The sequence below is a fragment of the Kitasatospora sp. GAS204B genome, assembly GCF_029892155.1.
Taxonomy (GTDB): Bacteria; Actinomycetota; Actinomycetes; order Streptomycetales; family Streptomycetaceae; genus Kitasatospora.
Map to the genome: position 1 here is coordinate 155,507 of NZ_JARZAG010000012.1, position 22,078 is coordinate 177,584.

Sequence of the window (22,078 nt, forward strand, 5' to 3'; positions counted from 1 at the left end):
TCGGACATCAGCTCGGCAGCGTCCAGCGCTGTCCGGCGCCGCCCTGGCAGTCCCAGATCCGCAGCCCCGTCCCGTTGTCGGTCCGGCCGGCCGGGACGTCCAGGCAGCGACCGGCCGGCGGGTTGTAGAGCGAGCCGTCCGGGCGCGGCCACCACTGCTGCGCCCCGGTGCCGTTGCAGGTCCACAGCTGGACCGTGGTGCCGTTGGCGGTGCCGCTGTGGTCGACGTCCAGGCAGTGGCCGAGGGCCCGCACCGTGCCGTCGCCCGCCACCGTCCAGCGCTGCGCGTCGGTCCCGTTGCAGTCCCCGAGCTGGACCGGCGTGCCGTCCGTGCCGGCGCCTTGGTCGACGTCCAGGCACTTGCCCGCCACGCCGGTCACCGCGCCGGTCACCGGCTGTGCCGGGCCGACGTCGAAGGAGGGCGGCGCGTCGCGCGGGTCACGGCCCCAGCCGGGGTCGGGGTCGGCGGCCAGTTGGTACTCCAGGCTGCCGCCCTGAGCGACCAGGTCGGCGCCCACCCAGGGCCGGGTGGAGGCGCGCCCGTCGACGTGCAGCCCGTGCACGTAGCGCACGTCGGCGGAGGCGCCAGGTGCGCTGATGTCGATCACGGCGCCGTTGCCCCGGGTGATCGTGGCCTGCGGGAAGAGCGGGCTGGCCAGCACCAGTTCGGCCCGGCCGGGGACCTGCGGGTAGAGGCCGAGCGAGGCCCAGACCGCCCAGGAGGACATCTCGCCCAGGTCGTCGTTGCCCGACTCCCCGTCGGGCCCGTCGCCGAACAACGTGGTCACCGCGCGGCGCACCACGTCGGCGGCGCGGTCGGGGCGGCCCGCGTAGTCGTACGCCCACGGGGTGTTGAGCGAGGGCTCGTTGCCCAGGTAGGCGTAGGGCGCGCCGGGGCCGGCGTTGAGCTGCTGGGTGAAGTCGTCCAGCCGCCCCACCACGGCCTGGTCGCCGCCCATCGCGTCGAAGAGCCCGCGGTGGTTGAACGGGACCATCCAGGCGTACTGCGCGCCGTCGCCCTCGGCGTAGCCGTCCTGCTGGGTGGGCTTGAAGTCGGGCCAGCTGTGGTCGGCGTTGCGCGGCTGCAGGTAGCCGCTGTCGATGTTGAACAGGTTGCGCCAGTTCGCCGTGGCGCGCAGCAGGGTGTCGTGGGTGCCCTGGTCGCCGAGGCGGGCGGCGAGTTGCGAGAGCGCGAAGTCGGCGGCGGCGTACTCCAGGGTGCCGGAGACGGTGCCCCACTCGCCCGAGGTGCCCACTGGCAGGTAGCCCTGGGTCTCTTCGGCCGCGTGTCCCGGGCGTTCCCGGCCGTCCTGGCGGCCGGCCAGTGCCTGCCTGAGCAGCCCGGCCGCATCGAAGTCGGTGCCGCCGAACGCGTGCACGGTGGCGGCGATCATCGGCATCGGGTCGCCGATCATCACCCCGGTGCCACCGTTGGCCAGCGTCCAGCGGTCGAAGTAGCCGCCCTGGACGCCCTGGTTCAGCACCGACTGGGCGATGTCCGCCGCCTCCCGGGGAGCCAGCAGGCTGATCAGCTGGATCTCGGACCGGTAGATGTCCCAGCCGGAGAAGTCGGCGTACTGGACTTTTCCGGGCTCGGTGCGGTGCACCCTCTCGTCGAAGCCCGGGTACTGGCCGTCCACATCGCTGAGCACGCTCGGGTGCAGCAGCGAGTGGTAGAGCGCGGTGTAGAAGGTGCGCAGTTGGGTGCCGGTGCCGCCGGCCACCGCGATCCGGCCCAGCAGGTCGTTCCAGGTGGCCCGAGCGCTGTCCCGGACCCGGTCGAGGTCGGGTCCGCCCGGCTGTTCCGCGTCGAGGTTGGCCCGGGCGCCCTCGGCGCTGGTGAAGGAGATGCCGACCCGGGCCGTGACCGGGGCGCCGGAGCTGGTGTCGAAGGAGACCAGTGCCTGCGCGTCCGAGCCGGTGTCCGGCGCGTCGGGGTGGGTCGGCAGCTGCGGCGCCCGGTGGCCGGCCAGCGCCGCCTGCGCGGCGGCGGTGCGCGGTGGCTGCGGGGCGATGCCCCGACTGTCGCCGCTGGCGCTGCGGCGGGTGGGGTCGAGGTGGCCGTCCTGCACGATGCCGGCCTGGGTGAACGGGTGGTCGAAGACGGCGGTGAAGTAGATCCGGTAGTGGTTCTGCGTCCCGCAGAACCCGCCGCCGTCGGTGTAGCCGGAGATGCTGTCGCTGCCGATCGTCAGCGTGCCGCTGGCGTTGTTGAAGGCCCGGCCCGCGTCCACGGTGAGTGAGGCGGTCTCCCCCGCCGGGTAGCTGAACCGGGCGATGCCGGTGCGCTGGGTGCTGGAGAGTTCGGTGCGCAGGCCGTTGTCGAAGGTGACCGCGTACCCGCCGGGGACCGCCGACTCCTGGGCGTGCGAGAAGGACTCGTGGCCCACCGGGGTGTCGCCGAGCATCGGCAGGAACGGGATGTTCCCGTAGTCGCCGCAGCCCGCACCCGAGATGTGGGTCAGGCTGAAGCCGCGGATCCGCTGGTCGTCGTAGAAGTAACCGCCGTGCTGATAGGTGACGGTGTCGGGGCTCCACTGCACCATCCCGAACGGCACCGTGGCGCCGGGGAAGGTGTTGCCCGCGCCGCCGCCGTTGCCGAAGTCGGGTGCGGCCTGCTTGGTGCCGACGAACGGGTTGACGTACTGCGCGGGATCGCTGACCGTGACGCGGTGCTTGGCGGTCGCGGCCGTGGCGACTGCTGGGGCGCTGCTCACGCCGGTCAGCAGGGTCAGGGCCAGCGCCGCGGTGATCATCTGACGGACGCTCATCTGATCATCGTGGGGCTCACTCCGAGCCACGACGGTCGCGACAGACCCGGTGTCCCCCCAACGGCTTACCATCGGAAGCCAGCAGACCTTCGGCCGGGGGAGCGGGACATGACGGAGCACGATCGACCTGGCACCGAGAGCCTGCTGATCGCGGAGGCCCGCAGGGCCTTCTTCGTCATCTTCGGCTTCCTCTGCGCACTCTGGTTGATCCAGCTCGGGAACTGGGCGGACGGCGAGGCGCTGGTCCGCGACTACGGGATCCGCCCGCACGACCTGACCCGGCTGCCGGACTTCTTCACCGCACCGCTGCTGCACGTCAGCTGGGAGCACCTGCAGAGCAACTCGGGCCCGCTGTTCATCTTCGGCTTCCTGGCGGCCTACCGCGGGGTACGGAAGTTCCTGCTGCTGACCCTGCTGATCACCGTCACCAGCGGCCTGGCGGTCTGGATCTTCGGGCCGGGCGACGCGGTCACGGTCGGCGCCAGCGGGCTGGTCTTCGGCTACCTCGGCTACGTGGTGCTGCGCGGGCTCTTCGACCGCCACCTGATCGACAGCCTGATCGGGCTGGTGATGGCCGCCTCCTTCTCCTACGAGCTCTCCGTGGCCATCCCGGGGGCGCCGAGCGGGATCAGCTGGCAGGCGCACCTCGGCGGGCTGGTCGGCGGGATCGCGGGCGCCTGGCTGCTGCGCGACCGGGGAGCCAGGCCCGTCCGGGCGGCGAGCGACGCGGGCGCGGGCGCCGCCGCGCCGAGCACGAGCACGAGTGCGAGCCCGAGCACGCGCTCCGACCTGCTCAAGGAGTTGGACGACCTCGGCTTCTGAGCCGCAGCCGACCCCGCCTCTCTCAGGTCTAGACCATCTCTCCGCCGAGCGGCTAGCGTGGGCCTCCCCCGTACCTCCCGTCCCGGAGCCGCGCCGTGCAGTCGTCCGTCCTCGCCTTCGCCACCGACCTGATCGACGAGGGTGCGGACGCCTTCTTCGGCAACCTCACCGACCGCTGCGGGGTCGGCGGGGTCACCCTCGCCTCGGTCTACCACGAAGCCCGCGACGTCTTCCCGCACCACCCGACCCGGGTGCTGCGCTACCTGGAGCCGGGCGCGGCGTACTTCCGCCCCGACCCGGCACGCTGGGCCGGGCGGCGGCTGGCCCCGACGGCGTCCGGTGCGATCGGCGAGCGCGACCCGTTCGCGGAGGCGGCCGAGCAGACCCGCCGACGCGGACTGAAGCTGCACGCCTGGACCGTCTTCTGCCACAACGACCGGCTCGGCTTCCAGCACCCCGAGTGCGCCCCCGCCAACGCCTTCGGCGACCGGCACCTCACCGAGCTCTGCCCCGCCCACCCCGAGGTCCGCGAGTACGCCCACACCCTGGTGGACGAGCTGGCCCGGTACGGCGTGGACGCGATCCGCGCCGAGTCGCTGCACTTCCACGGCCTGCGGCACGGCTACCACCACGAACGCTATTTCGAGCGGATCGGCCCGCTGGCCGAGGCCCTGCTCGGCCTCTGCTTCTGCCCGCACTGCCTGGCCGCCGCGAACGAGCGGGGCGTACCGGCCGAGCGGGTGCGCCAGGTGGTGGCCGCCGAGATCCGCCGCCGGCTGGCCGACGAGCGGGCCGCCGAGGAGCCGGGTGCGCTGGACGAGCTGGCCGGCGGCGCGCTGGCCGGCTACCTGGACGCGAGCGCGGCCACCGTGACCTCGCTGGCCGCCGAACTGGCCGAGCGGGCGCGGCAGCACGGGATGCGGCTGAGCTTCATGGACGGCGGCGGCCCCGGCACCGGCTGGCTCGCGGGCATCGACCTGCCCGCACTGGCCGCCGCCGGGGTGGGCGTTCAGACCCTGGGCTACGCCAGGACGGCCTCGGCGGTGCGCGAGAAGGTCGCCGCGTTCGCGCTGCACGGCGTCCGGCCGCAGACGCTGGCCGTGATCCTGCGGCCGATGGCCGAGGACTGCGACGGGCCGGCGAACCTGGCCGAGAAGATCGCGGTACTGCGCGGGCTCGGCGTCCCGGAGGTCGAGTTCTACAACTACGGGCTGATGCGGCTCTCCTCGATGGACCGGATCGGCGCGGCCCTGCGGAGCTGAGCCCGATTCCGCCGTATTCCCGGTTCATCCGTAGACATATCGTCAGCACCGCGTTCCTCAGTAGCGTGCTTGCTGCGCCACGCGCCGCCCAAACGGTAGGCTTTCCGTGTGATCTTCAAGCGCATCGGCAGCACCCGGCCGTACCCGGATCACGGCCGGACCAGCACCCGGCAGTGGGCGGACGTCGCCCCCCGCCCGGTGCGACTGGACCAGCTGGTCACCACCAAGGGCCAGTTGGACCTGGAAACCCTGCTGGCCGAGGACTCCACCTTCTACGGCGACCTCTTCGCCCACGTGGTCAAGTGGCACGGCGACCTCTACCTGGAGGACGGCCTGCACCGCGCCGTGCGCGCGGCCCTGCAGCAGCGCCAGGTGCTGCACGCGCGGGTGCTGGAAATGGACTGAGGCCGGCGCCCGGCTGACGACGGTTCAGCAGGCGGCGGACCACCGTGCTGAGGGGCCGAATGATCGTCAGTACACCCTTTCGAGTGCTCGGGGGTGGCAAATGATGATCATTTATTACCTCCATCTCAGGAACGGGACTAGGCTGCTGAGCACGGCCGCAGCGCGTCGCGGACCCCGCGTCCCGCCGCCCCACCGGTCAGACCCGTCGCCCGTCGGCAAGGCTGCCCTTCCTCCCAGGGGAGACAGACTGTGAGCATGTTGACTCCCCAGGGATTGAAGGGGAAGCAGTTCCGGATCACCGGCACCAGCTATCCACGGCTGGGACCGCCACCCCGGCGCGGCCGTCGCTGGCTGATGTTGATCGGCTCCCTGCTCGCCCTCTCACTGATCGCGCTGGGCGGCGTGCAGCTGGTCGACATCTTCACCGGCAGGGCCAAGCACAGCGCCGCCCAGGCCTGTGCCAGCGCGCGGGCCTCCGGCAAACCGCTGGCGGCCCCCGTCGCCGCGACCTCGGCGGCGGCCTCCCCGAGCGGCTCGCCCGCCGCCGGCTCGGCCGCGCCCGGCTCGCCCGGCTCACCCGCCGCGTCCGGGGCCCCGGCGGCCGTCTCCAGCACACCGCTGCCGGCCGTCACCACCGCACCGCAGCCGCAGACCGTCACGGTCAACGTGCTGAACGCCACCGGCAAGGCCGGGCTGGCCGCCAAGACGGCCGACGAGCTCAAGCAGCGCGGCTTCACCGTGGGCAAGGTGGGCAACGCCCCGTCCGCGCTGGAGGGCCACGTGCCCGGTGCCGCCGAGCTGGTGGCCGGCCAGACCGGCGCCGGCGCGGCCGCCCTGCTCGGCGCCCAGGTCACCGGCGCGACCACGATGGCCGACGCCCGCACCGACGGCAGCGTCGACTTCGTGATCGGCGACGGCTACTCCGCACTGCTCGACCCGAACGCCGCCGCGACCGCGCTCGCCGCGGCCCTGAAGCCGTCGCCGAGCGCCTCGCCGCTGCCCGGCAGCTGCTGACGGGTCAGACCGGAAGGGCGGTGCTCCGAGCCCGGAGCACCGCCCTTCGCGTTTCCGCCGTCCGTCAGCCGGCGGTGCCGTACAGCCGGTCCCCCGCGTCGCCGAGGCCCGGGACGATGTAGCCGTGCTCGTTGAGCCGCTCGTCCAGCGCGGCGGTGACCACGGTGACCGGCAGCCCGGCCAGCTCCTTCTCCAGCACCGCGACACCCTCCGGCGCGGCCAGCAGCACCACGGCCGTCACATCAGTGGCGCCCCGCTCGATCAGCAGCCGGATCGCCGCGACCAGGGTGCCGCCGGTGGCCAGCATCGGGTCGAGCACGTAGACCTGGCGGCCCGACAGGTCGTCGGGCATCCGGGTCGCGTAGGTCGAGGCCTCCAGTGTCTCCTCGTTGCGGACCATGCCGAGGAATCCCACCTCGGCGGTCGGCAGCAGCCGGGTCATCCCGTCCAGCATGCCCAGCCCGGCCCGCAGGATCGGCACCACCAGCGGGCGCGGGTAGCTGAGCCGGGTGCCGGTGGTGACCGCGACGGGGGTGGTGATCTCGACCTCGTCGGTCCGCACGTCCCGGGTGGCCTCGTAGGCCAGCAGCGTGACCAACTCGTCGGTCAGGCGACGGAAGGTCGGGGAGTCGGTGCGCTCATCGCGCAGCGTGGAGAGCTTGTGGGCCACCAGAGGGTGGTCGACGACGTGGATCCGCATATTCCGACCTTAACGGCGACCCGTGGCCGCGGACGACCGCCGTGGACGACGGCCGCCGTGCCCGCCGTGGCACCGGCGGATGCATGGGACGGTTTGAGACTGCTGTGGTATCAATTCAGGACTTCTGGGAAGGTCAGACCGTATGAGAAGGAAGCCGGGTCCGGTCGCCGGGCCCCCAGAGGAGCCCGCAGCGGATCCGAACACCGCTGCCCGCGCGGTCTCCGACGCAGGCGGCGAGCAGGCCCCAGGAGAGACCGAGGCCGCCCGCCGGCGGCGGCGCGCGGTCTTCCTGCGCGAGCTGGCCGAGGCCCGCGAGCTGCGCGCCCGGGTACAGCCCCGCAAGACCAAGGAGCGCCGGATGCGCGAAGCGCTCCGCATGCGCACCTTCCGGATCTGACACCCCGTAGGCCCGGATCCGGCGACGCGCCGACGCCCGGGCGCCGCCCACCGGACACCTGCCACCCGACCGTTCCCCAGCCGTTCCCCGGCCATTGGCCCGGCGATCTCCGGTTTCCGACACGACCTGCGAAGACGCGCTGCCGAACACTCCCCGAGAGGCCCGGCTTTCTGTCACGATGCCGTGGGACGGTCCGAACAGCGGACCGCCTCTGGTGCGGGGGCGGCCAGACCGCGTTCGCCCGAGATCGCCTACGGCCGAGACCATTTGGGAGTGTCCCTGGTGGCGTACTTCGCTGCAGTGCTTGCTCGCACCGAGGACGGGTGGGATGTGAGCGAGACCGAGTTGGACAACGTCGAAACACTTGCCGATCTTGCCGACCTGGCACGCGAAGCGGCAGAGGACGACGACACCGTGCTGGTGTTCATCGAACAGGAGGACGCGTGGTTCGCCGTCGTCCGGGTGGACGGCGAGGAGGATCCGCGGATCTTCGTCTCCGACGCCGCGGCGGCCAAGCGCAGCTCCTACGGGGACGTGGTCCTCACCGACGAACTGGTCGGCCGCGCCGGCGACAACGAGTTCGACGACATCGACAGCCTGGTGACCGAGCTGGAGGACAGCGAGGACGCCGAGCTGTCCGACTCCGACGGGGACGAGGACGAGGAGCTCCCGCTCACCGGCCCCGGCGGTGTCCCGGTCGGCCCGCTCGGCGACGCCACGCTGCTGAGCGACCTGGGCGTCAGCGAGAAGGACCTGCTCGCCCTCAGCGCCGAGGGCTCCGAGCCCGGCGAGGCGCTCTCCGAGATCGCCGACGCGCTCGGCTGCGCCGAAGTGCTGGAGGCGGTGCGCTGACCGGCGGCGGGCCGGGGTGAGGGTCGGGGTGCGGCCGCGGGTGCCGGACACTGGTGGGATGCAGCCCCACCTCGACCTCGCACCCCTGCCGGCCCCGGTGCGCCCCGACCCGGTCCGCGACCGGTGGGCCGCTCCGATGCGCCTGGCGATCGCCGAGGCCGCGCTCGCCACCGCCACCGGCGACGTCCCGGTCGGCGCGCTCGTCCTCGGCCCCGACGGCACCGTCCTGGGCCGCGGCCACAACGAGCGCGAGGCGATCGGCGACCCCACCGCACACGCCGAGGTCCAGGCCATCCGCGAGGCCGCCCGGGCCGTCGGCGAGTGGCGCCTGACCGGCTGCACCATGATCGTCACCCTGGAGCCCTGCACCATGTGCGCGGGCGCCATCGTCCTGTCCCGGATCGACCGCGTCGTCTACGGCGCCCGCGACGAGAAGGCGGGCGCCGCCGGCTCCCTCTTCGACGTGATGCGCGACCGCCGCCTCAACCACCGCCCCGAGGTCGTCCCCGACGTGCTCGCCCCCGACTGCGCCGCCCAGCTCCGCGCCTTCTTCGACACCCACCGCTGACCCGGCCCCGCCCAGCGCCGCCAAAGGATTTCGTCCCCGCCCGAGGCGTCCGGTAGAGTCTCTCTCGGTAGCGTGTCCGAGCGGCCAAAGGAGCACGCCTCGAAAGCGTGTGTGGGGGCAACTTCACCGTGGGTTCGAATCCCACCGCTACCGCCAGAGCAGGAACGACGAAGGGCCCCGACCGTAGCGGTCGGGGCCCTTCGTCGTCGTGGTCCCGGTTCTGGTCCCACTCGCCGTCCGACGTCAACGGTGCAAGGGGGTCATGGCGTCCAACGGGTGGCGATCGGGAGCCGGCCACCCTTTCGTGAAAGAACACGCCAGAGCGAATTGACTTGCCCTCAGCCCGATCGGCAGGCTGGCACGGATCCCTGGACGACACCCGCCGACTGTTGGACCGCGAGCGAGGAGGCCCACCCCGTATGCCGCCGACGTCCCCGTTCGCCCCCGCGGCGGCCCCTCGCAAGCTGGCTGTCATCGGCCTCGGCCTGATCGGCGTGCGCTACCTGGCCGCGGCCGAGGCCGACCCGGCGTTCGCCCTCGCCGCTGCCTGCGACCTCGGCGAGGCCACGCCGATCGATCCGCGCGCCGTCGGCGTCCCCGTGTACCGCGACCACCGCGCGCTGCTGGCCGCCCACCACGACCTGGGCGGCGCGATCGTCACCGGCCCCGGCGGCGGGCGGGCGGGGCTCTGCCGGGACCTGCTGGCCGCCGGGCTGCCGGTCTGCGTGGAGCACCCGCCGGCCACCGAGGTCTCCGATGCCCGGGCGCTGGCCGCGATCGCCGCCGAGCGTTCGCTGGTGCTCTTCGCCGCCTTCCCCCGTCGCCACGACGCCGCGCTGCTGGAGCTGGTCGCGGCCTGCGCGGGAGCGCCGATCGCCAGGGTCAAGGTGCGCCACTTCGAGGAGCACCGTGACGGCAGCGACGGCTGTCTGGCCGATCGCGGGCCGGCCGCCTTCGACCTGGTCCGGCTGCTCTTCGGCGAGGCGGAGCTGAGCGTGGTGCGGGCCGCGATCGAGCGCGATCCGACGGGGGTGGACCGGCGGGCGGTGATCGACCTGGTCACGGCCGGGCCGACACCGCGCCGGGCCAAGGTCGAGCTGGACCGGCGCCACCCGGGAGAGGTGCGGGACGTCGAGGTCACGTTGGCCGACGGACGGGTCCTGCGGGCCGACCTGCCGGCCGGGCACCCGGGCTCGGACACCGCGCCCCGGCCCGAGTACCAGAAGGTGCTGACCGCTTTCGGCGCCGCGATCGACGCTCCCGGCAGCCGCCGCGACGGTGGCCTGGCCGCCCTCGACCTGGTCGCCGCGGCCTACCGGCTGGACCGCGACACCGCCACTCACGTGTTCCGGCCGGGCGAGTTCGCCCAGCAGACCTGATGCCCGGCAGACCTGAAGCGCGGCCCTAGCTGATCGAGCGTCAGCGAAGAGGTGGGGGGAGCGATCCCGGGGGAAGGGGACCGCTCCCCCGGCGGAGGTCCCACAACCGGCGCCGCATCAGGGGGAAGCACGACGACCGGTCCCACAGCGGGGAACTCCGGATCCACGTACCGTCGATTCCTGCCAGATCCTCGGTACGACAACCATCCTGCCGTCGCGAGCGGCCCGGAACATCCGTACAAGGGCCCGACTCCCGGGGACCTTCGTCCTGCGGAGTGAACGCGTCGCACACCTGATTCGGCCATCTGGTGGATAAGCTGCACGCTGGGCCTCGCGAGCATCTCGGGCGCGGGCACGGGGCTGGGAGCGGACAGGCGGAGGCGGGCGGTTCCGATGGCACAGGCAAGACGGATCGGCATGTACCTACTGCTGATCTTCGTGGCGTACACGATCATCCACTCGCCGGCGCGCGCTGCGGAGCTGGTCCAGTCGGGCTTCGTCGGGATCTCGGACGCGGCCAAGTCGGTCGGAGCGTTCATGACCGGTCTCATCAAATAGGACCGGGGCTCGGCGGCGGGGCCACCCGGGTTACTTTGTCGGGGTCCACCCTCGGCCCCGCAAGGAGCACCCGTGATCCGCCACCTGGTCCTGTTCAAGCTCAACGAAGGCATCGCGAAGGACGACGAGCGCGCGCTCGCCGCCGCCAAGGCGTTCGAGGGGCTCGACCAGCAGGTCCCCGAGCTGCTGGAGTGGCAGCACGGCTTCAACATCAGCCCGCGCGAGGTCGCCTACGACTTCGCGATCAACAGCCTGGTCGCCGACCAGGACGCGCTGCAGGCCTACGCCACCCATCCGGCGCATGTTGCGGCCGCACAGCTGTGGCGCGAGATCGCCACCCTGGTGGTCGCCGACTTCGTGGTCTGATCCGCTCCCGAGCAATTCGATCGTATTCGCACGATCCAACGGCCCCCCGCACCGCGACGGCTCGAGACGAGCCCTGATCGCAGGCGGGGGGTCGTCGTCTTGTTGACGTCAGGTCAGCAACACGCCTCTGACCGGTACTTGAACGGATGGCGTCCAGCTTGTGATGCTATGACCGATTTTGCCGGGCAGGACAAGGTGGTGAACCGAGGGAGGGTGACGCGTCCGTGCGGATCCAGGACGACACGCCGGATACCGGCACGGGCGGCCCCGGCGCGGGGCCCGACTCCGAGCCGGACCCGGACCCGGACGCCGAACCGGACGCCGCGCCGAGCACCAGCCCCAGTGCCACCCCGAACCCCGCCCCGCGGCCCGAGGCCGCCGTGGACTTCGGCGCCCCCGGCCCGATCGACGTGCGCACCCTCACCCGGGTGCTCTTCGAGCGCCTCGCCGAGCTGCCCGCCGAGGCACCCGAGCGCGAGCAGGTCAGGGCCGCCCTGATCGAGGTCAACATCCCGCTGGTCCGCTACGCCGCCACCCGCTTCCGCAGCCGCAACGAGCCGATGGAGGACGTGGTCCAGGTCGGCACCATCGGCTTGATCAACGCGATCGACCGGTTCGACCCCAGCCGTGGCGTGCAGTTCCCGACCTACGCGCTGCCCACCATCCTGGGCGAGATCAAGCGCTACTTCCGCGACAACGTGCGCACCATGCACGTCCCGCGCCGGCTGCAGGAGCTGTGGGTCCAGGTGAGCGGCGCGATGGAGGAGTTGACGGTCACTCACGGCCGCACCCCCAAGGTCCCGGAGATCGCCGCCAACCTGCGGATCCCCGAGGAGGACGTGCGGGCCTGCCTGGACGCCGGACGCGCCTACAACGCCGCCTCGCTGGAGGCCGCCCAGGAGCACGAGGGCGGCCTGGCCCTGCTCGACCGGCTGGGCTACGAGGACTCGGCGCTGACCGACGTGGAGCACCGCGACATGGTGCGCCATCTGCTGGTGCAACTGCCCGAGCGGGAGCGCCGGATCGTCATGCTCCGCTTCTTCGCCAACCTGACGCAGTCCCAGATCTCCAACGAGCTGGGCATGTCACAGATGCACGTCTCCCGTCTCCTGACGCGCATCCTCACCAGGCTTCGCACCGGCAACAGCTGGGACGAGTGAACCGCGAGAGGACATCGCTGCGCGTTACCGCCGCGTGACAACTCGCGATGTTCGGGTTTGCCGCGCTCGCGGTTCCGGTAAGCAACCGGTTGGGGGACGCCGATCACTCGGCGCGCACCGGGGAACCGTCGAGCGGGGGCTCCCGTTGGACCAGTCACGAGGGGGTGGGTGCATGTCCGCAGAGCTGGGCAGCGCAGAGATCCACGGTGGTACGGCGGTGGCCGAGCACGCTCCGCAGCAGTCGGTGGCCGTCCAGGCCGCGGCGGCGCCGGTCGGCCCGCAGCCGAGCGTCGCCCAGCCGGCCGTCCCGGGGCAGCCCGTCGCCGAGCAGCCCGTCCCGCAGCCGACGTCGGCTCCCGGCCTGGACACCCGCACCCTCTCCCGCTCGCTCTTCCGCCGGCTGGCCACGCTGGAGGCCGGCAGCGCCGAGCACACCTACGTCAGGGACACCCTGATCGAGCTGAACCTGCCGCTGGTGCGCTACGCCTCGGCCCGGTTCCGCAGCCGCAACGAGCCGATGGAGGACATCGTCCAGGTCGGCACCATCGGCCTGATCAAGGCGATCGACCGATTCGACCCGGATCGCGGGGTGGAGTTCCCCACCTTCGCGATGCCCACCGTGGTCGGCGAGATCAAACGCTTCTTCCGGGACACCAGTTGGTCGGTCCGGGTGCCCAGACGACTGCAGGAGCTGCGTCTGGCGCTGACCAAGGCGGGCGACGAGCTCGCCCAGCGCCTCGACCGCTCCCCCACCGTGGCGGAGCTGGCCACCTGCCTCGGGGTCAGCGAGGAGGACGTGGTCGAGGGCCTGGCCGTCGGCAACGCCTACACCGCCACTTCGCTGGACTCGACTCCCGGCGAGGAGGACGGCGACGGGCCGCTGGCCGAGCGGCTGGGCTACGAGGACCTGGCGCTGGAGGGCGTGGAGTACCGCGAGTCGCTCAAGCCGCTGCTGGCCAAGCTGCCGCCCCGGGAGCGGCGGATCATCATGCTGCGGTTCTTCGGCAACCTGACCCAGTCGCAGATCGGCGAGGAGATCGGCATCTCGCAGATGCACGTCTCGCGGCTGCTGACCAGGACCCTCACCCAGCTGCGGGAGGGCCTGACCAGCGAGGGGTGACCCGCCCGGCCCCCATCAGCGTCCGGCGTCACCCAGCAGGTTCTTGCGCAGGCCGGTCAGCACCGCGTCGTCCAGGCCGAGGCCGTCCTGCCAGAACGCCGCGAAGCTGCCCCAGCCGGCCTCGACCTCGGCGAAGGCGGCGGCCAGGTAGTCGCGGTCGGCACGGAACAGCGGCAGCAGCAGCGACGGGTCCTCCATCAGGCCGCGGGTGCCGAAGCTGTCCACGATGTGCTCGATGATCGCGGCGGAGCGCACGTTGGTGAGCAGGTAGTCCTCGTAGACCGTGGTCCGGTCCACCCCGAGCGCGGTGAGCAGCAGCGCGGCGGTCCAGCCGGTGCGGTCCTTGCCCGCGGTGCAGTGGAAGAGCACCGGCGGCCCGTCGGAGCTCGCCAGCAGGCGCAGCACGGTGGCGAACCGGTCGCGGGCGAGCGGGTCGGTGACGAACCAGCGGTAGAGGCCCATCATGATCTGCCCGGCCCGGCCCTCACCGAGCAGCGCGTGCTGCCTGGCCGGGTCGCGTTCGGCCAGCGCGTCGCGCAGCGCCACGTAGATGTCGTAGTCGGCGGCGAAGACCGGCAGGTGGTGCAGGGTGATCCCGTCCGGTCCTGCGGCGCTGACCCGCAACGGCCGGTCGGACAGCTCCACGGCCGAGATGTCGGCCACCGGCAGCCCGGGCACCCGGTCGGGGCCGGCCTCGCGCACCTCGTCCAGGCTGCGCAGGTCGACCACGTGGCGCACCCCGAGGGTGGCGAAGACCGCCAGGTCGGGCTCGGTCAGCCGGTGCAGGCCGTCGCTGCGCAGCGCCACGCCGGTGCGCAGCACCCGCCCGTCGGCGGTCCGGTAGCCGCCGAGGTCGCGGGCGTTGACCGCGCCCGCCAGGCCCAGGCTGCGGGCGGCCAGCTCCTCGGCGGCGGCCGCGGTGGTCGCCACGGTGGGTGCCTCGGACTGCTCGGTCACTGGGGCCTCCAGGTCAGCTCACGATCGTTCGGTCCGACCAGGGTACGAAGCGGCGGCGGCTCGGCCGCACCCGGTCCAGCGACCGTGTACGACATGTTTCGACATGCGAGACACGTTCATAAAGCGAAAGTTGTCATGATCCGACCGATTTCTGTTCCCTTAAGGGCGCCTTAACGACTACTAGGTGCCGAACATGACTCACGAGTGAACGTCTATGACAGATTCGCTGCACTCTCACTCATTCGGCCCAAAAAGCAGGCAGTTCTGCCCCACGATGGTCCGCAGTGCCTCGCACGGCGGACCGTGCGACGCGGGGGATGAGCAGGAACATCAAAGGGCGGACGCGGGGGCAGTCCGTCCTTTTTCAGGGGAGGAACACCGACCATGGGTCGAGCGACCCGTCGTGCTGCCGCCTGCGCGGCTGCCGGACTGCTGGCTGCCGGACTGCAGACCTCGACCGCCTTCGCGGCGGTCCAGAACCGTATCGACCTCACCGTGCTCGTGGTGGACGACGGCGGCCCCGCCACCGCCGCGATCACCGCCGAACTGGCCAGTGAGGGAACTCCGTACACCGTGGTGAAGCTGTCGGACCCGAACCGGCCGACGATCACCTCCGCCTTCCTCAGCGACACCCTGAACGGCGCCCCCCGGGCCAAGTTCCAGGGCGTCGTGCTGCCCAACGAGAACCCCTTCGGCACCGGCTCCGCCGAGATGACCGCGCTCGCCGCCTACGAGGCGACGTTCGGGATCCGGCAGATCGACGCGTACACCTACGCCAGTCCCGGCGTCGGCCTGAACTGGGCGCAGAACCCCGGCTACATCGGCTCGCTGGACGGCACCCAGGGCGCGGTCACCACCGCCGGCCTGGCCGGGCCGTTCGACTACCTCAACGGCAGCGTCCCGTTCGAGCAGCCCGAACCGGGTGTCAGCACCAGCTACGGCTACCTGGCCACCCCGCTGACCACGCTGCCGGCCGGCGCCTCCTTCACGCCGCTGGTGGACGCCCCGATCCCGGGCAGCGGCTCGCGCGGTTCGCTGGTCGGCGAGTACGACCACGACAGCCGCAAGGAGTTGGTGGTCACCTTCGTCTACAACCAGTACCAGCAGCAGTACCGCCTGCTCGCCCGCGGCTTCGTGGACTGGCTGACCCAGGGCATCCACCTCGGCTACGACCGCAACTACTTCGCGGTCCACGTGGACGACCTGTTCCTCTCCGACGACCGCTGGGACACCACGCTCAAGTGCACCCCAGGTGACGTCACCTGCCCGCCGGGCAGCGGCAACACCGACAACAACCCGATCCGGATGACGCCGGCCGACGTCAACACGCTGGCGCAGTGGGAGAAGGCCAACGGCTTCACCCTCGACTTCGCCTTCAACGGCGGCGGCAGCGGCGACTGGGAGTCCGACAACAACACCACCACCGACCCGCTGCTGACCGCCTTCAAGGCCGACGCCGGCTCGTTCCGGTTCATCAACCACACCTGGGACCACCCGTTCCTCGGCTGCGTGCAGAACGTCACCGTGGTGCCGTGGCAGTGCACGACGGACGCCGGTGGCAACACCGCGTGGGTCGACCAGGCCACCATCCAGAGCGAGATCCAGCAGAACCTCACCTGGGCCGGGCAGCAGGGCCTGCCGATCGACCCGACCGAGCTGATCACCGGTGAGCACTCGGGCCTGCTGACGCTGCCCCAGCAGCCGGTCGACAACCCGAACCTGGCGCCCGCGCTGGCCGCCGAGGGGATCAAGTGGACCGGCTCGGACGCCTCCCGGGAGCCGAACCAGCGCGCGGTGGGCAGCAGCACGCTGACCGTCCCGCGCTACCCGATGAACGTCTTCTACAACGCGGGTCACACCAACGAGGAGGTGGACGAGTACAACTGGATCTACACCAGCAAGGCCCAGGGCGGCAGCGGGATCTGCGAGAGCTCGGCCAACTCCACCTGCCTGCCCGCGCCGCTGAACACCAGCACCGGCTACGCCTCGTACATCGTGCCGACGCAGACCAGGATCGACCTCGGCTACGTGCTGGACAACGACCCGCGGCCGAACTTCATCCACCAGTCCAACTTCGCCGAGGACCAGATCGCCTACCCGGTGCTCGACTCGATCCTCGGCACCTACAAGAACCTGTACGCGGCCAACACCCCGATCGTGAACCTGCGGGAGAGCCAGATCGGCACCGAGCTGCAGCAGCGCTCCGCCTGGAACGCGGCGGTCGCGGCCGGTCAGGTGACCGGCTACCGGATCGGCGGCACGGTCACCGTGCAGGCGCCGTCGGGCGTACGGGTCGAGGCCACCATGCCGACCGGCACCATCCAGCAGTTCCTGCTGGGCGGCTCGCAGTTCGGCACCGCCTACGCCGGTGAGCTGTCCGGCTGGGTGGCTCCCGGTCCGTTCCAGGGCACGGTGAACCTGCGGCTCGCGTCGGCGGCCACGCCGAGCGCGGCCAAGGCCTCGTCGAGCACGGTCAACGCGGCCGCGGGCGCCGCGAAGAAGGTCGTCAAGGCACCGAGGACCACCGTCCCGGCCGGCGCCGCCAAGCCGGTCGCCGTCGGCCCCGGTGACACCCAGCGGACCAGGGCCGGCTCGCTGGTGCCGACCGGCGACCAGAAGTAGCGCCGGCCAGAGGCAACTCGGGCACCAGCCGCACGACAGCACAGCACCGCCAGCACCAACGAGCACCAGGACGCGACCGGTCCGGGCCGCGCGGCGACCCCGCGCGGCCCGGAGCTGCCGCAGCGCGCCCGATCGCCAGCGGGCGCAACCGATTTGGGGGGAAGGGAAGCAAGATGCGTGTCACCTTGCTCACCGAGGGGACGTACCCGCACGCGCACGGCGGCGTCAGCGTCTGGTGCGACCAGCTCGTCCAGGGCATGCCCGACGTCGAGTTCGACGTCATCGCGGTGACCGGCACCGGCAACGAGGAGCTCGCCTGGCAACTGCCCGGCTGGGTCCGCAAGGTCACCACCGCCCCGCTCTGGGGCCCGGCCGCACCCGGCAAGCCGCCGCGCGGCCGGGAGCTGCGCCGCTTCCTGGACGCCTACGAGCGCTTCCTGCACTCCGTCCTGGACCCGGTCTACGCCACGCACTTCGGCACCGAGCTGTACGGCTTCGCCGACTTCGCCCGGCGCGGCCTGCTCGGTCCGGCACTGCGCGGCGAAGCGGCGCTGCGCACCCTCCAGGAGGTCTGGACCCGCCCCTACCTGCCCACCGCCGCCGCCGAACCCACCCTGCACGACGCGCTGCACGCCACCGACCTGCTGGAGCACGCGCTGCGCCCGCTGGTCGTCGAGGCGCCCAGCGACGGAGTGACCCACGCGGTCAGCGGAGGCCTGGCCGCACTGCCCGGGCTGATCGCGGCCCAGCAGCACAACGTGCCGTTCCTGCTCACCGAGCACGGCATCTACCTGAGGGAACGTTACCTCGGCTACCGGACCGGACCGTACCGCTGGCCGGTCAAGGCGCTGCTGCTCGGCTTCTACCGGATGCTCGCCGAGGAGAGCTACGCGCGGGCGGCGCTGGTCACCCCCGGCAACCGGTACAACCGGCGCTGGGAGGAGCGCGGGGGCACGCCCTCGGCCAACATCCGCACCGTCTACAACGGGGTGGACCCCGAGCTCTTCCCGGCCGCCGGGCCCGAGCCCGAGCTGCCGACCATGAGTTGGGCGGGCCGGGTCGACCCGATCAAGGACCTGGAGACGCTGATCCGGGCCTTCGCGATCGTCAAGGCCGAGTTGCCCGACGCCAGGCTGCGCCTGTTCGGCGGTACCGCGCGGGGCGCCGAGGGCTACCGGGACGGCTGCATCGCGCTCGCCGCCGAGCTGGGGCTGGCCGACTCGGTGGCCTTCGAGGGCCGGGTCGAGGACATCAAGGACGCGTACGCGGCCGGCAGCATCGTGATGCTCAGCAGCATCAGCGAGGGCTTCCCGTTCACCCTGATCGAGGCGATGAGTTCCGGGCGGGCGACCGTGTCCACCGATGTCGGCGGGGTGCGCGAGGCGGTGGGCGACACCGGTCTGGTGGTGCCGCCGCGCGAGCCGGAGCCGATGGCGCGGGCCGCCCTGGAGCTGCTGCGCGACCCCGAGCGCCGGGCCGTGATGGGCGCGGGCGCCCGGATCCGGGTGGTCGAACAGTTCACCCTGCGCCAGACGATCGACGCCTTCCGCGGCATCTACGCCGAATTGCTCGGACAGCGGCCGGAGTCGACCAGACTGCTCGCCGCCGAGGGCGCCGCATGAGCGGGCCGCTCAGGCTCGTCCCGGACGAGGGCACGCCGGGGTGGGCCGAGGAGACGATGCGGCTGCGCACCCTGCCGCGCCGCCGCCAGCGGCCGGTGCCGGCTGCCGCCCACCCCGAGCTCTCGCCCGACCCGCTGGACGAACTCGCCGACCGGCTCGCCGAGTTGTGCGCGGACGCGGTCCACCCCTACGAGATCGCGGCGTTCCTGGAGTCGGACGGCCTGACCGACGAGCAGGCCGCGCTGGTCTACGGCCGGGCGGACGCCTTCACGCTGGCCGAGGACCTGTTCGCCAAGGTCGCCCGCCGCTACCCGGGGCCGGCCCCGGCCGACGCCGATCCCTGGCGGGCCGACCCGTGGCGCTGCCTGCTGCGCGGGCTGGTCTTCGCGCTGCCCGGGCTCGCCTACCTGCTCGGCGCCGACCTGTTCAGCGCCCACCGGCTGCGCTTCGGCCTGCCCTCGGGGATGGCCGCGCTGGCCGCCGCGACCCTGCTCAGCTGGGCCTTCAACCAGGCGCTCGCGCACCGCGCGTACGGCTGGCTGAGCCTGGCCGACCGCCGCTCGGCGGCCCGCACGCTGGCGCTGGGCGCACCGCTCGGCGCGCTGCTGGCCGCGGGCACCGGCTGGCTCCTGGGCGGTCCGCTGGCCGCGCTGCTCTTCATCATCGGGCAGTCGCTCTACCTGGGTGCGGCCACCGCGCTGCTGGTGCTCGGCCAGGAGAAGCTGCTGCTCGCGGCGCTGGCACCGTCCGCCACCGGTGCCGCGCTGGTGCTGGCGGTGCGGCTGCCCGCCTGGGCCAAGGCGGCGATCCTGCTGGCCACCCTGGTCGCCGCGGTGGGCCTCGCGGCCTGGCAGCTGGGCCGTCGCCTCAGCGGCGGCGGAGCCCGGGCCAGCGGGCCGAGTTGGTCCGCGACCACCGCGTCCGGGCTCTTCGGCCTGGCCGTCGGCACCCTGACCATGATCGCCGGGCTCGGTCCGGCCCTGCACCACGCGGTGCGCCCCACCGCGCCCGCCGTACCCGGCGCGGGCGCCACCGGGCCCGCCCTGGTCGCGCTCACGCTGAGTCTGGGCCTGGCCGAATGGCTGCTCTACCGCTACCGGAGCCTGGCCACCCGGGCGCTGCGCAGCAGCACCAGCTCGGCCGACTTCCGCCGCCGCACCGCCCTGGCGCTGGCCGGCTGCCTGCTCGGCTACCTGCTCGCGGTCACCGCACTGGACTACGCGGCCACCGCCGTGTGGGCACGGGCCCCGTTGATCGGTCCGACCCGGCTGACCGCGCTGCTGCTGCTCGCCGCCACCTTGTGGACGGCGCTGCTGCTGCAGGCCCTGTCGGTCGCCTGGCGAACCTCGGGCCTCTGTCTCGCGGCGGCCGGGTTCGAGATCACCGCCGCCCTGACCGGCGGCGACCCGAGCAGCGTCCAGTTGTACGGCTGCGGAGCAGCCGCCGCACTGCTGGTACCGCTGGCCGTGGTCGTCCTCGGGCGCACCACCCGGCACCGCTGAAAGACCGGCGTACAACTTTCACCATTGCTGAACAACCGCTGAACAAGCGCTGGGAAATCTCCAGTATGGCGCCGCGACGCACTCCGGACCTCCACACTGATGGTCTGTCACCACACCACACAGCGAAGGCAGTTCACTGACATGAGCACTGTCGCAGTCACCGGAGCCGAAGGTTTCATCGGCTCCCACCTGACCGAGCATCTGGTCGCCCACGGGCACCGGGTACGAGCCATGGTCCAGTACAACTCCTTCTCCTCGTTCGGCTGGCTGGAGACGCTGGACGCGCACACGCTCGACTCGGTGGAGATCGTGCTCGGCGACGTCCGCGACCCCGGTTCGGTGAACGGCCTGGTCAAGGGCGCGGAGGCGGTGTACCACCTGGCGGCGCTGATCGCCATCCCGTACTCCTACCAGGCACCGCACTCCTACATCGACACCAATGTCAGCGGCACCCTCAACGTGCTGGAGGCGGTGCGCCACCAGGACATCCCGCGGCTGGTGCACACCTCCACCAGCGAGACCTACGGCACCGCGCAGACCGTCCCGATCACCGAGGACCACCCGATCAACACCCAGTCCCCGTACTCGGCCTCCAAGGCGGGCGGGGACCGGCTGGCGGACTCCTACCACGCCAGCTTCGACACCCAGGTGGTCACCCTGCGGCCGTTCAACACCTTCGGCCCGCGCCAGTCGATGCGCGCGGTGATCCCGACCGTGATCGCGCAGATCGCCGCCGGGGCCCGCGAGATCACCCTGGGCGACCTGCGACCCACCCGGGACTTCATGTTCGTCAAGGACACCGCCGCGGCCTTCCACACGGTGGGCACCGCGCCGGCCGCGACCGTGGTCGGCCGCACCTTCAACGCCGGTACCGGCGGCGAGATCTCGGTCGGCGACCTGGTCACCCTGGTCGGCAAGCTGATGGAGGTCGAGCTGACGGTGAAGGAGGACAGCCAGCGGCTGCGCCCGGCCGGCTCCGAGGTGATGCGGCTGGTCTGCGACGCCGGCCGGCTGCGCGCGGCCACCGGCTGGGCGCCCGCGTACTCGCTGGAGGCGGGCCTGGAGAAGACCATCGCCTTCTTCCGCGACCCGGCCAACCTGGCCCGCTACAAGACCGACCTGTACAACGTCTGAGCCCGTCCACGTCAACTTCGTCTGAGCACGTCCACCTCATCGTGGGGGAGACCACCATGCACGCAGTGATCCTGGCCGGGGGCAAAGGCGTTCGGCTCCGGCCCTACACCACCGCCCTGCCCAAGCCGCTGGTTCCGATCGGCGACCAGCACGCGATCCTGGAGATCGTGATGCGCCAGCTGTCCGCCGCCGGCTTCAAGACCGTCACGCTCGCCATCGGGCACCTCGGCCACATCATCCGCGCCTACGTCGGCAACGGTTCGCAGTGGGGGCTGCGGGTCGGCTACGCCGTCGAGGACACGCCACTGGGCACCATGGGCCCGCTGCTGACCATGCTCGACCGGCTGCCCGAGAACTTCCTGGTGATGAACGGCGACATCCTCACCGACCTGGATTTCGCCGGGGTGCTGAAGCACCACGAGGGTTCCGGGGCGCCGCTGACCATCGCGACCTATGCCCGTGAGGTCAAGATCGACTTCGGGGTGCTGACCGCCGTGGCGGGCAGCATCACCGCCTTCCGCGAGAAGCCGAGCATGGACTACCGCGTCTCGATGGGCGTCTACGGCGTCTCGCGGGCGGCCCTGGCCGGCTACACCCCCGGACTTCCGCTCGGGTTCGACGAGTTGGTCCTGGACCTGCTGGGCGCCGACACCCCGCCGGCCGCCTACGAGTTCGACGGCTACTGGCTGGACATCGGCCGTCCCGACGACTACGACCGGGCCAACGCCGAGTTCGCCGGCCGCCGTTCGATGCTGCTGCGGGACGACCGCACCGAGCGCGCGCTGAACGAGCTCAGCCGGACCGGCGCCCAGGTCGAGGAGGCCGTCGAGCTGGAACTGGACGAACCCACCCCGGTCGGCGCGGCAGA

Annotated in this window: 19 protein-coding genes, 1 tRNA gene and 1 pseudogene; 18 read left to right on the forward strand and 3 right to left on the reverse strand. The window is 72.1% G+C overall.

The annotated features are described in order from the left end of the window. Positions 1-7 precede the first annotated feature (7 nt). Complete coding sequence (locus tag P3T41_RS18575) at positions 8-2,770, reverse strand: lectin (RefSeq protein ID WP_280691026.1); 2,763 nt, start codon at positions 2,768-2,770, stop codon at positions 8-10. 108 nt (positions 2,771-2,878) lie between these two features. On the opposite strand from P3T41_RS18575, the gene P3T41_RS18580 reads away from it, so the two are divergent. The 4 genes from P3T41_RS18580 (at position 2,879) to P3T41_RS18595 (ending at position 6,273) form a co-directional block, all read left to right on the forward strand. Then, a complete protein-coding gene (locus P3T41_RS18580; RefSeq protein ID WP_280691027.1) occupies positions 2,879-3,592 on the forward strand; it encodes a rhomboid family intramembrane serine protease in 714 nt (237 codons plus the stop codon). A gap of 95 nt (positions 3,593-3,687) precedes the next feature. Then, positions 3,688-4,854, forward strand: coding sequence for a hypothetical protein (locus P3T41_RS18585; protein WP_280691029.1), 1,167 nt, complete (start codon positions 3,688-3,690; stop codon positions 4,852-4,854). 108 nt (positions 4,855-4,962) lie between these two features. Next, on the forward strand, positions 4,963-5,259 hold the full coding sequence (locus tag P3T41_RS18590) for a type II toxin-antitoxin system VapB family antitoxin (RefSeq protein ID WP_280691030.1): 297 nt from the start codon (positions 4,963-4,965) through the stop codon (positions 5,257-5,259). A gap of 255 nt (positions 5,260-5,514) precedes the next feature. Next, the gene (locus tag P3T41_RS18595) at positions 5,515-6,273 is read left to right on the forward strand and encodes a LytR C-terminal domain-containing protein (RefSeq protein WP_280691031.1); all 759 of its coding nucleotides are present in this window, start codon (positions 5,515-5,517) and stop codon (positions 6,271-6,273) included. A 64-nt stretch (positions 6,274-6,337) separates the two neighbouring features. Here the strand turns inward: P3T41_RS18595 and upp are convergent, their stop codons facing one another. Further along, positions 6,338-6,973, reverse strand: coding sequence for a uracil phosphoribosyltransferase (gene upp, locus P3T41_RS18600; RefSeq protein WP_280691032.1), 636 nt, complete (start codon positions 6,971-6,973; stop codon positions 6,338-6,340). A 142-nt stretch (positions 6,974-7,115) separates the two neighbouring features. Between upp and P3T41_RS18605 the strand changes: the two genes are divergently transcribed. The 9 genes from P3T41_RS18605 to P3T41_RS18645 all read left to right on the forward strand — a co-directional run bounded on the left by P3T41_RS18605 (position 7,116) and on the right by P3T41_RS18645 (position 13,373). Then, positions 7,116-7,370 (forward strand): hypothetical protein, encoded by a 255-nt coding sequence (locus tag P3T41_RS18605; RefSeq protein ID WP_280691034.1) that lies wholly within the window; start codon positions 7,116-7,118, stop codon positions 7,368-7,370. 282 nt (positions 7,371-7,652) lie between these two features. Next, on the forward strand, positions 7,653-8,222 hold the full coding sequence (locus P3T41_RS18610) for a tRNA adenosine deaminase-associated protein (RefSeq protein WP_280691036.1): 570 nt from the start codon (positions 7,653-7,655) through the stop codon (positions 8,220-8,222). Positions 8,223-8,280: 58 nt separating this feature from the next. After that, positions 8,281-8,790, forward strand: a complete 510-nt coding sequence (gene tadA / locus P3T41_RS18615) for a tRNA adenosine(34) deaminase TadA (protein ID WP_280691037.1) — start codon at positions 8,281-8,283, stop codon at positions 8,788-8,790. A 66-nt stretch (positions 8,791-8,856) separates the two neighbouring features. Beyond that, positions 8,857-8,946: transfer RNA gene (locus P3T41_RS18620), tRNA-Ser, on the forward strand. A gap of 263 nt (positions 8,947-9,209) precedes the next feature. After that, positions 9,210-10,169 carry a Gfo/Idh/MocA family oxidoreductase gene (locus tag P3T41_RS18625; RefSeq protein WP_280691039.1) on the forward strand — a complete coding sequence of 320 codons (960 nt, stop codon included), beginning with the start codon at positions 9,210-9,212 and terminating at the stop codon, positions 10,167-10,169. A 393-nt stretch (positions 10,170-10,562) separates the two neighbouring features. Beyond that, positions 10,563-10,727: a hypothetical protein gene (locus tag P3T41_RS18630; RefSeq protein WP_280691041.1), complete on the forward strand. Its 165-nt coding sequence runs from the start codon at positions 10,563-10,565 to the stop codon at positions 10,725-10,727. Between the two features lie 72 nt (positions 10,728-10,799). Further along, a complete protein-coding gene (locus tag P3T41_RS18635; protein ID WP_280691043.1) occupies positions 10,800-11,093 on the forward strand; it encodes a Dabb family protein in 294 nt (97 codons plus the stop codon). Between the two features lie 230 nt (positions 11,094-11,323). Continuing rightward, complete coding sequence (locus P3T41_RS18640) at positions 11,324-12,253, forward strand: RNA polymerase sigma factor SigF (RefSeq protein WP_280691122.1); 930 nt, start codon at positions 11,324-11,326, stop codon at positions 12,251-12,253. A gap of 172 nt (positions 12,254-12,425) precedes the next feature. Then, positions 12,426-13,373: an RNA polymerase sigma factor SigF gene (locus tag P3T41_RS18645; protein ID WP_280691044.1), complete on the forward strand. Its 948-nt coding sequence runs from the start codon at positions 12,426-12,428 to the stop codon at positions 13,371-13,373. Between the two features lie 15 nt (positions 13,374-13,388). On the opposite strand, the gene P3T41_RS18650 is transcribed toward P3T41_RS18645, so the two are convergent. Further along, positions 13,389-14,330 (reverse strand): tyrosine-protein phosphatase, encoded by a 942-nt coding sequence (locus tag P3T41_RS18650; protein WP_280691046.1) that lies wholly within the window; start codon positions 14,328-14,330, stop codon positions 13,389-13,391. A gap of 384 nt (positions 14,331-14,714) precedes the next feature. Between P3T41_RS18650 and P3T41_RS18655 the strand changes: the two genes are divergently transcribed. The 5 genes and pseudogenes from P3T41_RS18655 to P3T41_RS18675 all read left to right on the forward strand — a co-directional run. Next, the gene (locus tag P3T41_RS18655) at positions 14,715-16,952 is read left to right on the forward strand and encodes a hypothetical protein (RefSeq protein ID WP_280691055.1); all 2,238 of its coding nucleotides are present in this window, start codon (positions 14,715-14,717) and stop codon (positions 16,950-16,952) included. A gap of 173 nt (positions 16,953-17,125) precedes the next feature. Continuing rightward, complete coding sequence (pelF, locus tag P3T41_RS18660; protein ID WP_280691056.1) at positions 17,126-18,574, forward strand: GT4 family glycosyltransferase PelF; 1,449 nt, start codon at positions 17,126-17,128, stop codon at positions 18,572-18,574. Further along, on the forward strand, positions 18,571-20,076 hold the full coding sequence (locus P3T41_RS18665) for a hypothetical protein (protein ID WP_280691057.1): 1,506 nt from the start codon (positions 18,571-18,573) through the stop codon (positions 20,074-20,076). Before pelF ends, P3T41_RS18665 begins: the two co-directional genes overlap by 4 nt. A 141-nt stretch (positions 20,077-20,217) precedes the next feature. Continuing rightward, entirely contained in the window at positions 20,218-21,210 is a 993-nt protein-coding gene (locus P3T41_RS18670; protein ID WP_280691058.1) for an SDR family NAD(P)-dependent oxidoreductase, read from the forward strand. 56 nt (positions 21,211-21,266) lie between these two features. Then, positions 21,267-21,971 (forward strand): annotated as a pseudogene (locus P3T41_RS18675) (sugar phosphate nucleotidyltransferase); the annotation flags it as partial. Positions 21,972-22,078 lie beyond the last annotated feature (107 nt).

Bases quoted from the DNA above. Each gene is read 5' to 3' on its own strand.
- P3T41_RS18575 (WP_280691026.1), bottom strand. From the start codon at position 2,770: ATGAGCGTCCGTCAGATGATCACCGCGGCGCTGGCCCTGACCCTGCTG.
- P3T41_RS18580 (WP_280691027.1), top strand. From the start codon at position 2,879: ATGACGGAGCACGATCGACCTGGCACCGAGAGCCTGCTGATCGCGGAG.
- P3T41_RS18595 (WP_280691031.1), top strand. From the start codon at position 5,515: ATGTTGACTCCCCAGGGATTGAAGGGGAAGCAGTTCCGGATCACCGGC.
- upp (WP_280691032.1), bottom strand. From the start codon at position 6,973: ATGCGGATCCACGTCGTCGACCACCCTCTGGTGGCCCACAAGCTCTCC.
- P3T41_RS18605 (WP_280691034.1), top strand. From the start codon at position 7,116: ATGAGAAGGAAGCCGGGTCCGGTCGCCGGGCCCCCAGAGGAGCCCGCA.
- tadA (WP_280691037.1), top strand. From the start codon at position 8,281: ATGCAGCCCCACCTCGACCTCGCACCCCTGCCGGCCCCGGTGCGCCCC.
- P3T41_RS18625 (WP_280691039.1), top strand. From the start codon at position 9,210: ATGCCGCCGACGTCCCCGTTCGCCCCCGCGGCGGCCCCTCGCAAGCTG.
- P3T41_RS18630 (WP_280691041.1), top strand. From the start codon at position 10,563: ATGGCACAGGCAAGACGGATCGGCATGTACCTACTGCTGATCTTCGTG.
- P3T41_RS18645 (WP_280691044.1), top strand. From the start codon at position 12,426: ATGTCCGCAGAGCTGGGCAGCGCAGAGATCCACGGTGGTACGGCGGTG.
- P3T41_RS18655 (WP_280691055.1), top strand. From the start codon at position 14,715: ATGGGTCGAGCGACCCGTCGTGCTGCCGCCTGCGCGGCTGCCGGACTG.
- pelF (WP_280691056.1), top strand. From the start codon at position 17,126: ATGCGTGTCACCTTGCTCACCGAGGGGACGTACCCGCACGCGCACGGC.
- P3T41_RS18665 (WP_280691057.1), top strand. From the start codon at position 18,571: ATGAGCGGGCCGCTCAGGCTCGTCCCGGACGAGGGCACGCCGGGGTGG.
- P3T41_RS18670 (WP_280691058.1), top strand. From the start codon at position 20,218: ATGAGCACTGTCGCAGTCACCGGAGCCGAAGGTTTCATCGGCTCCCAC.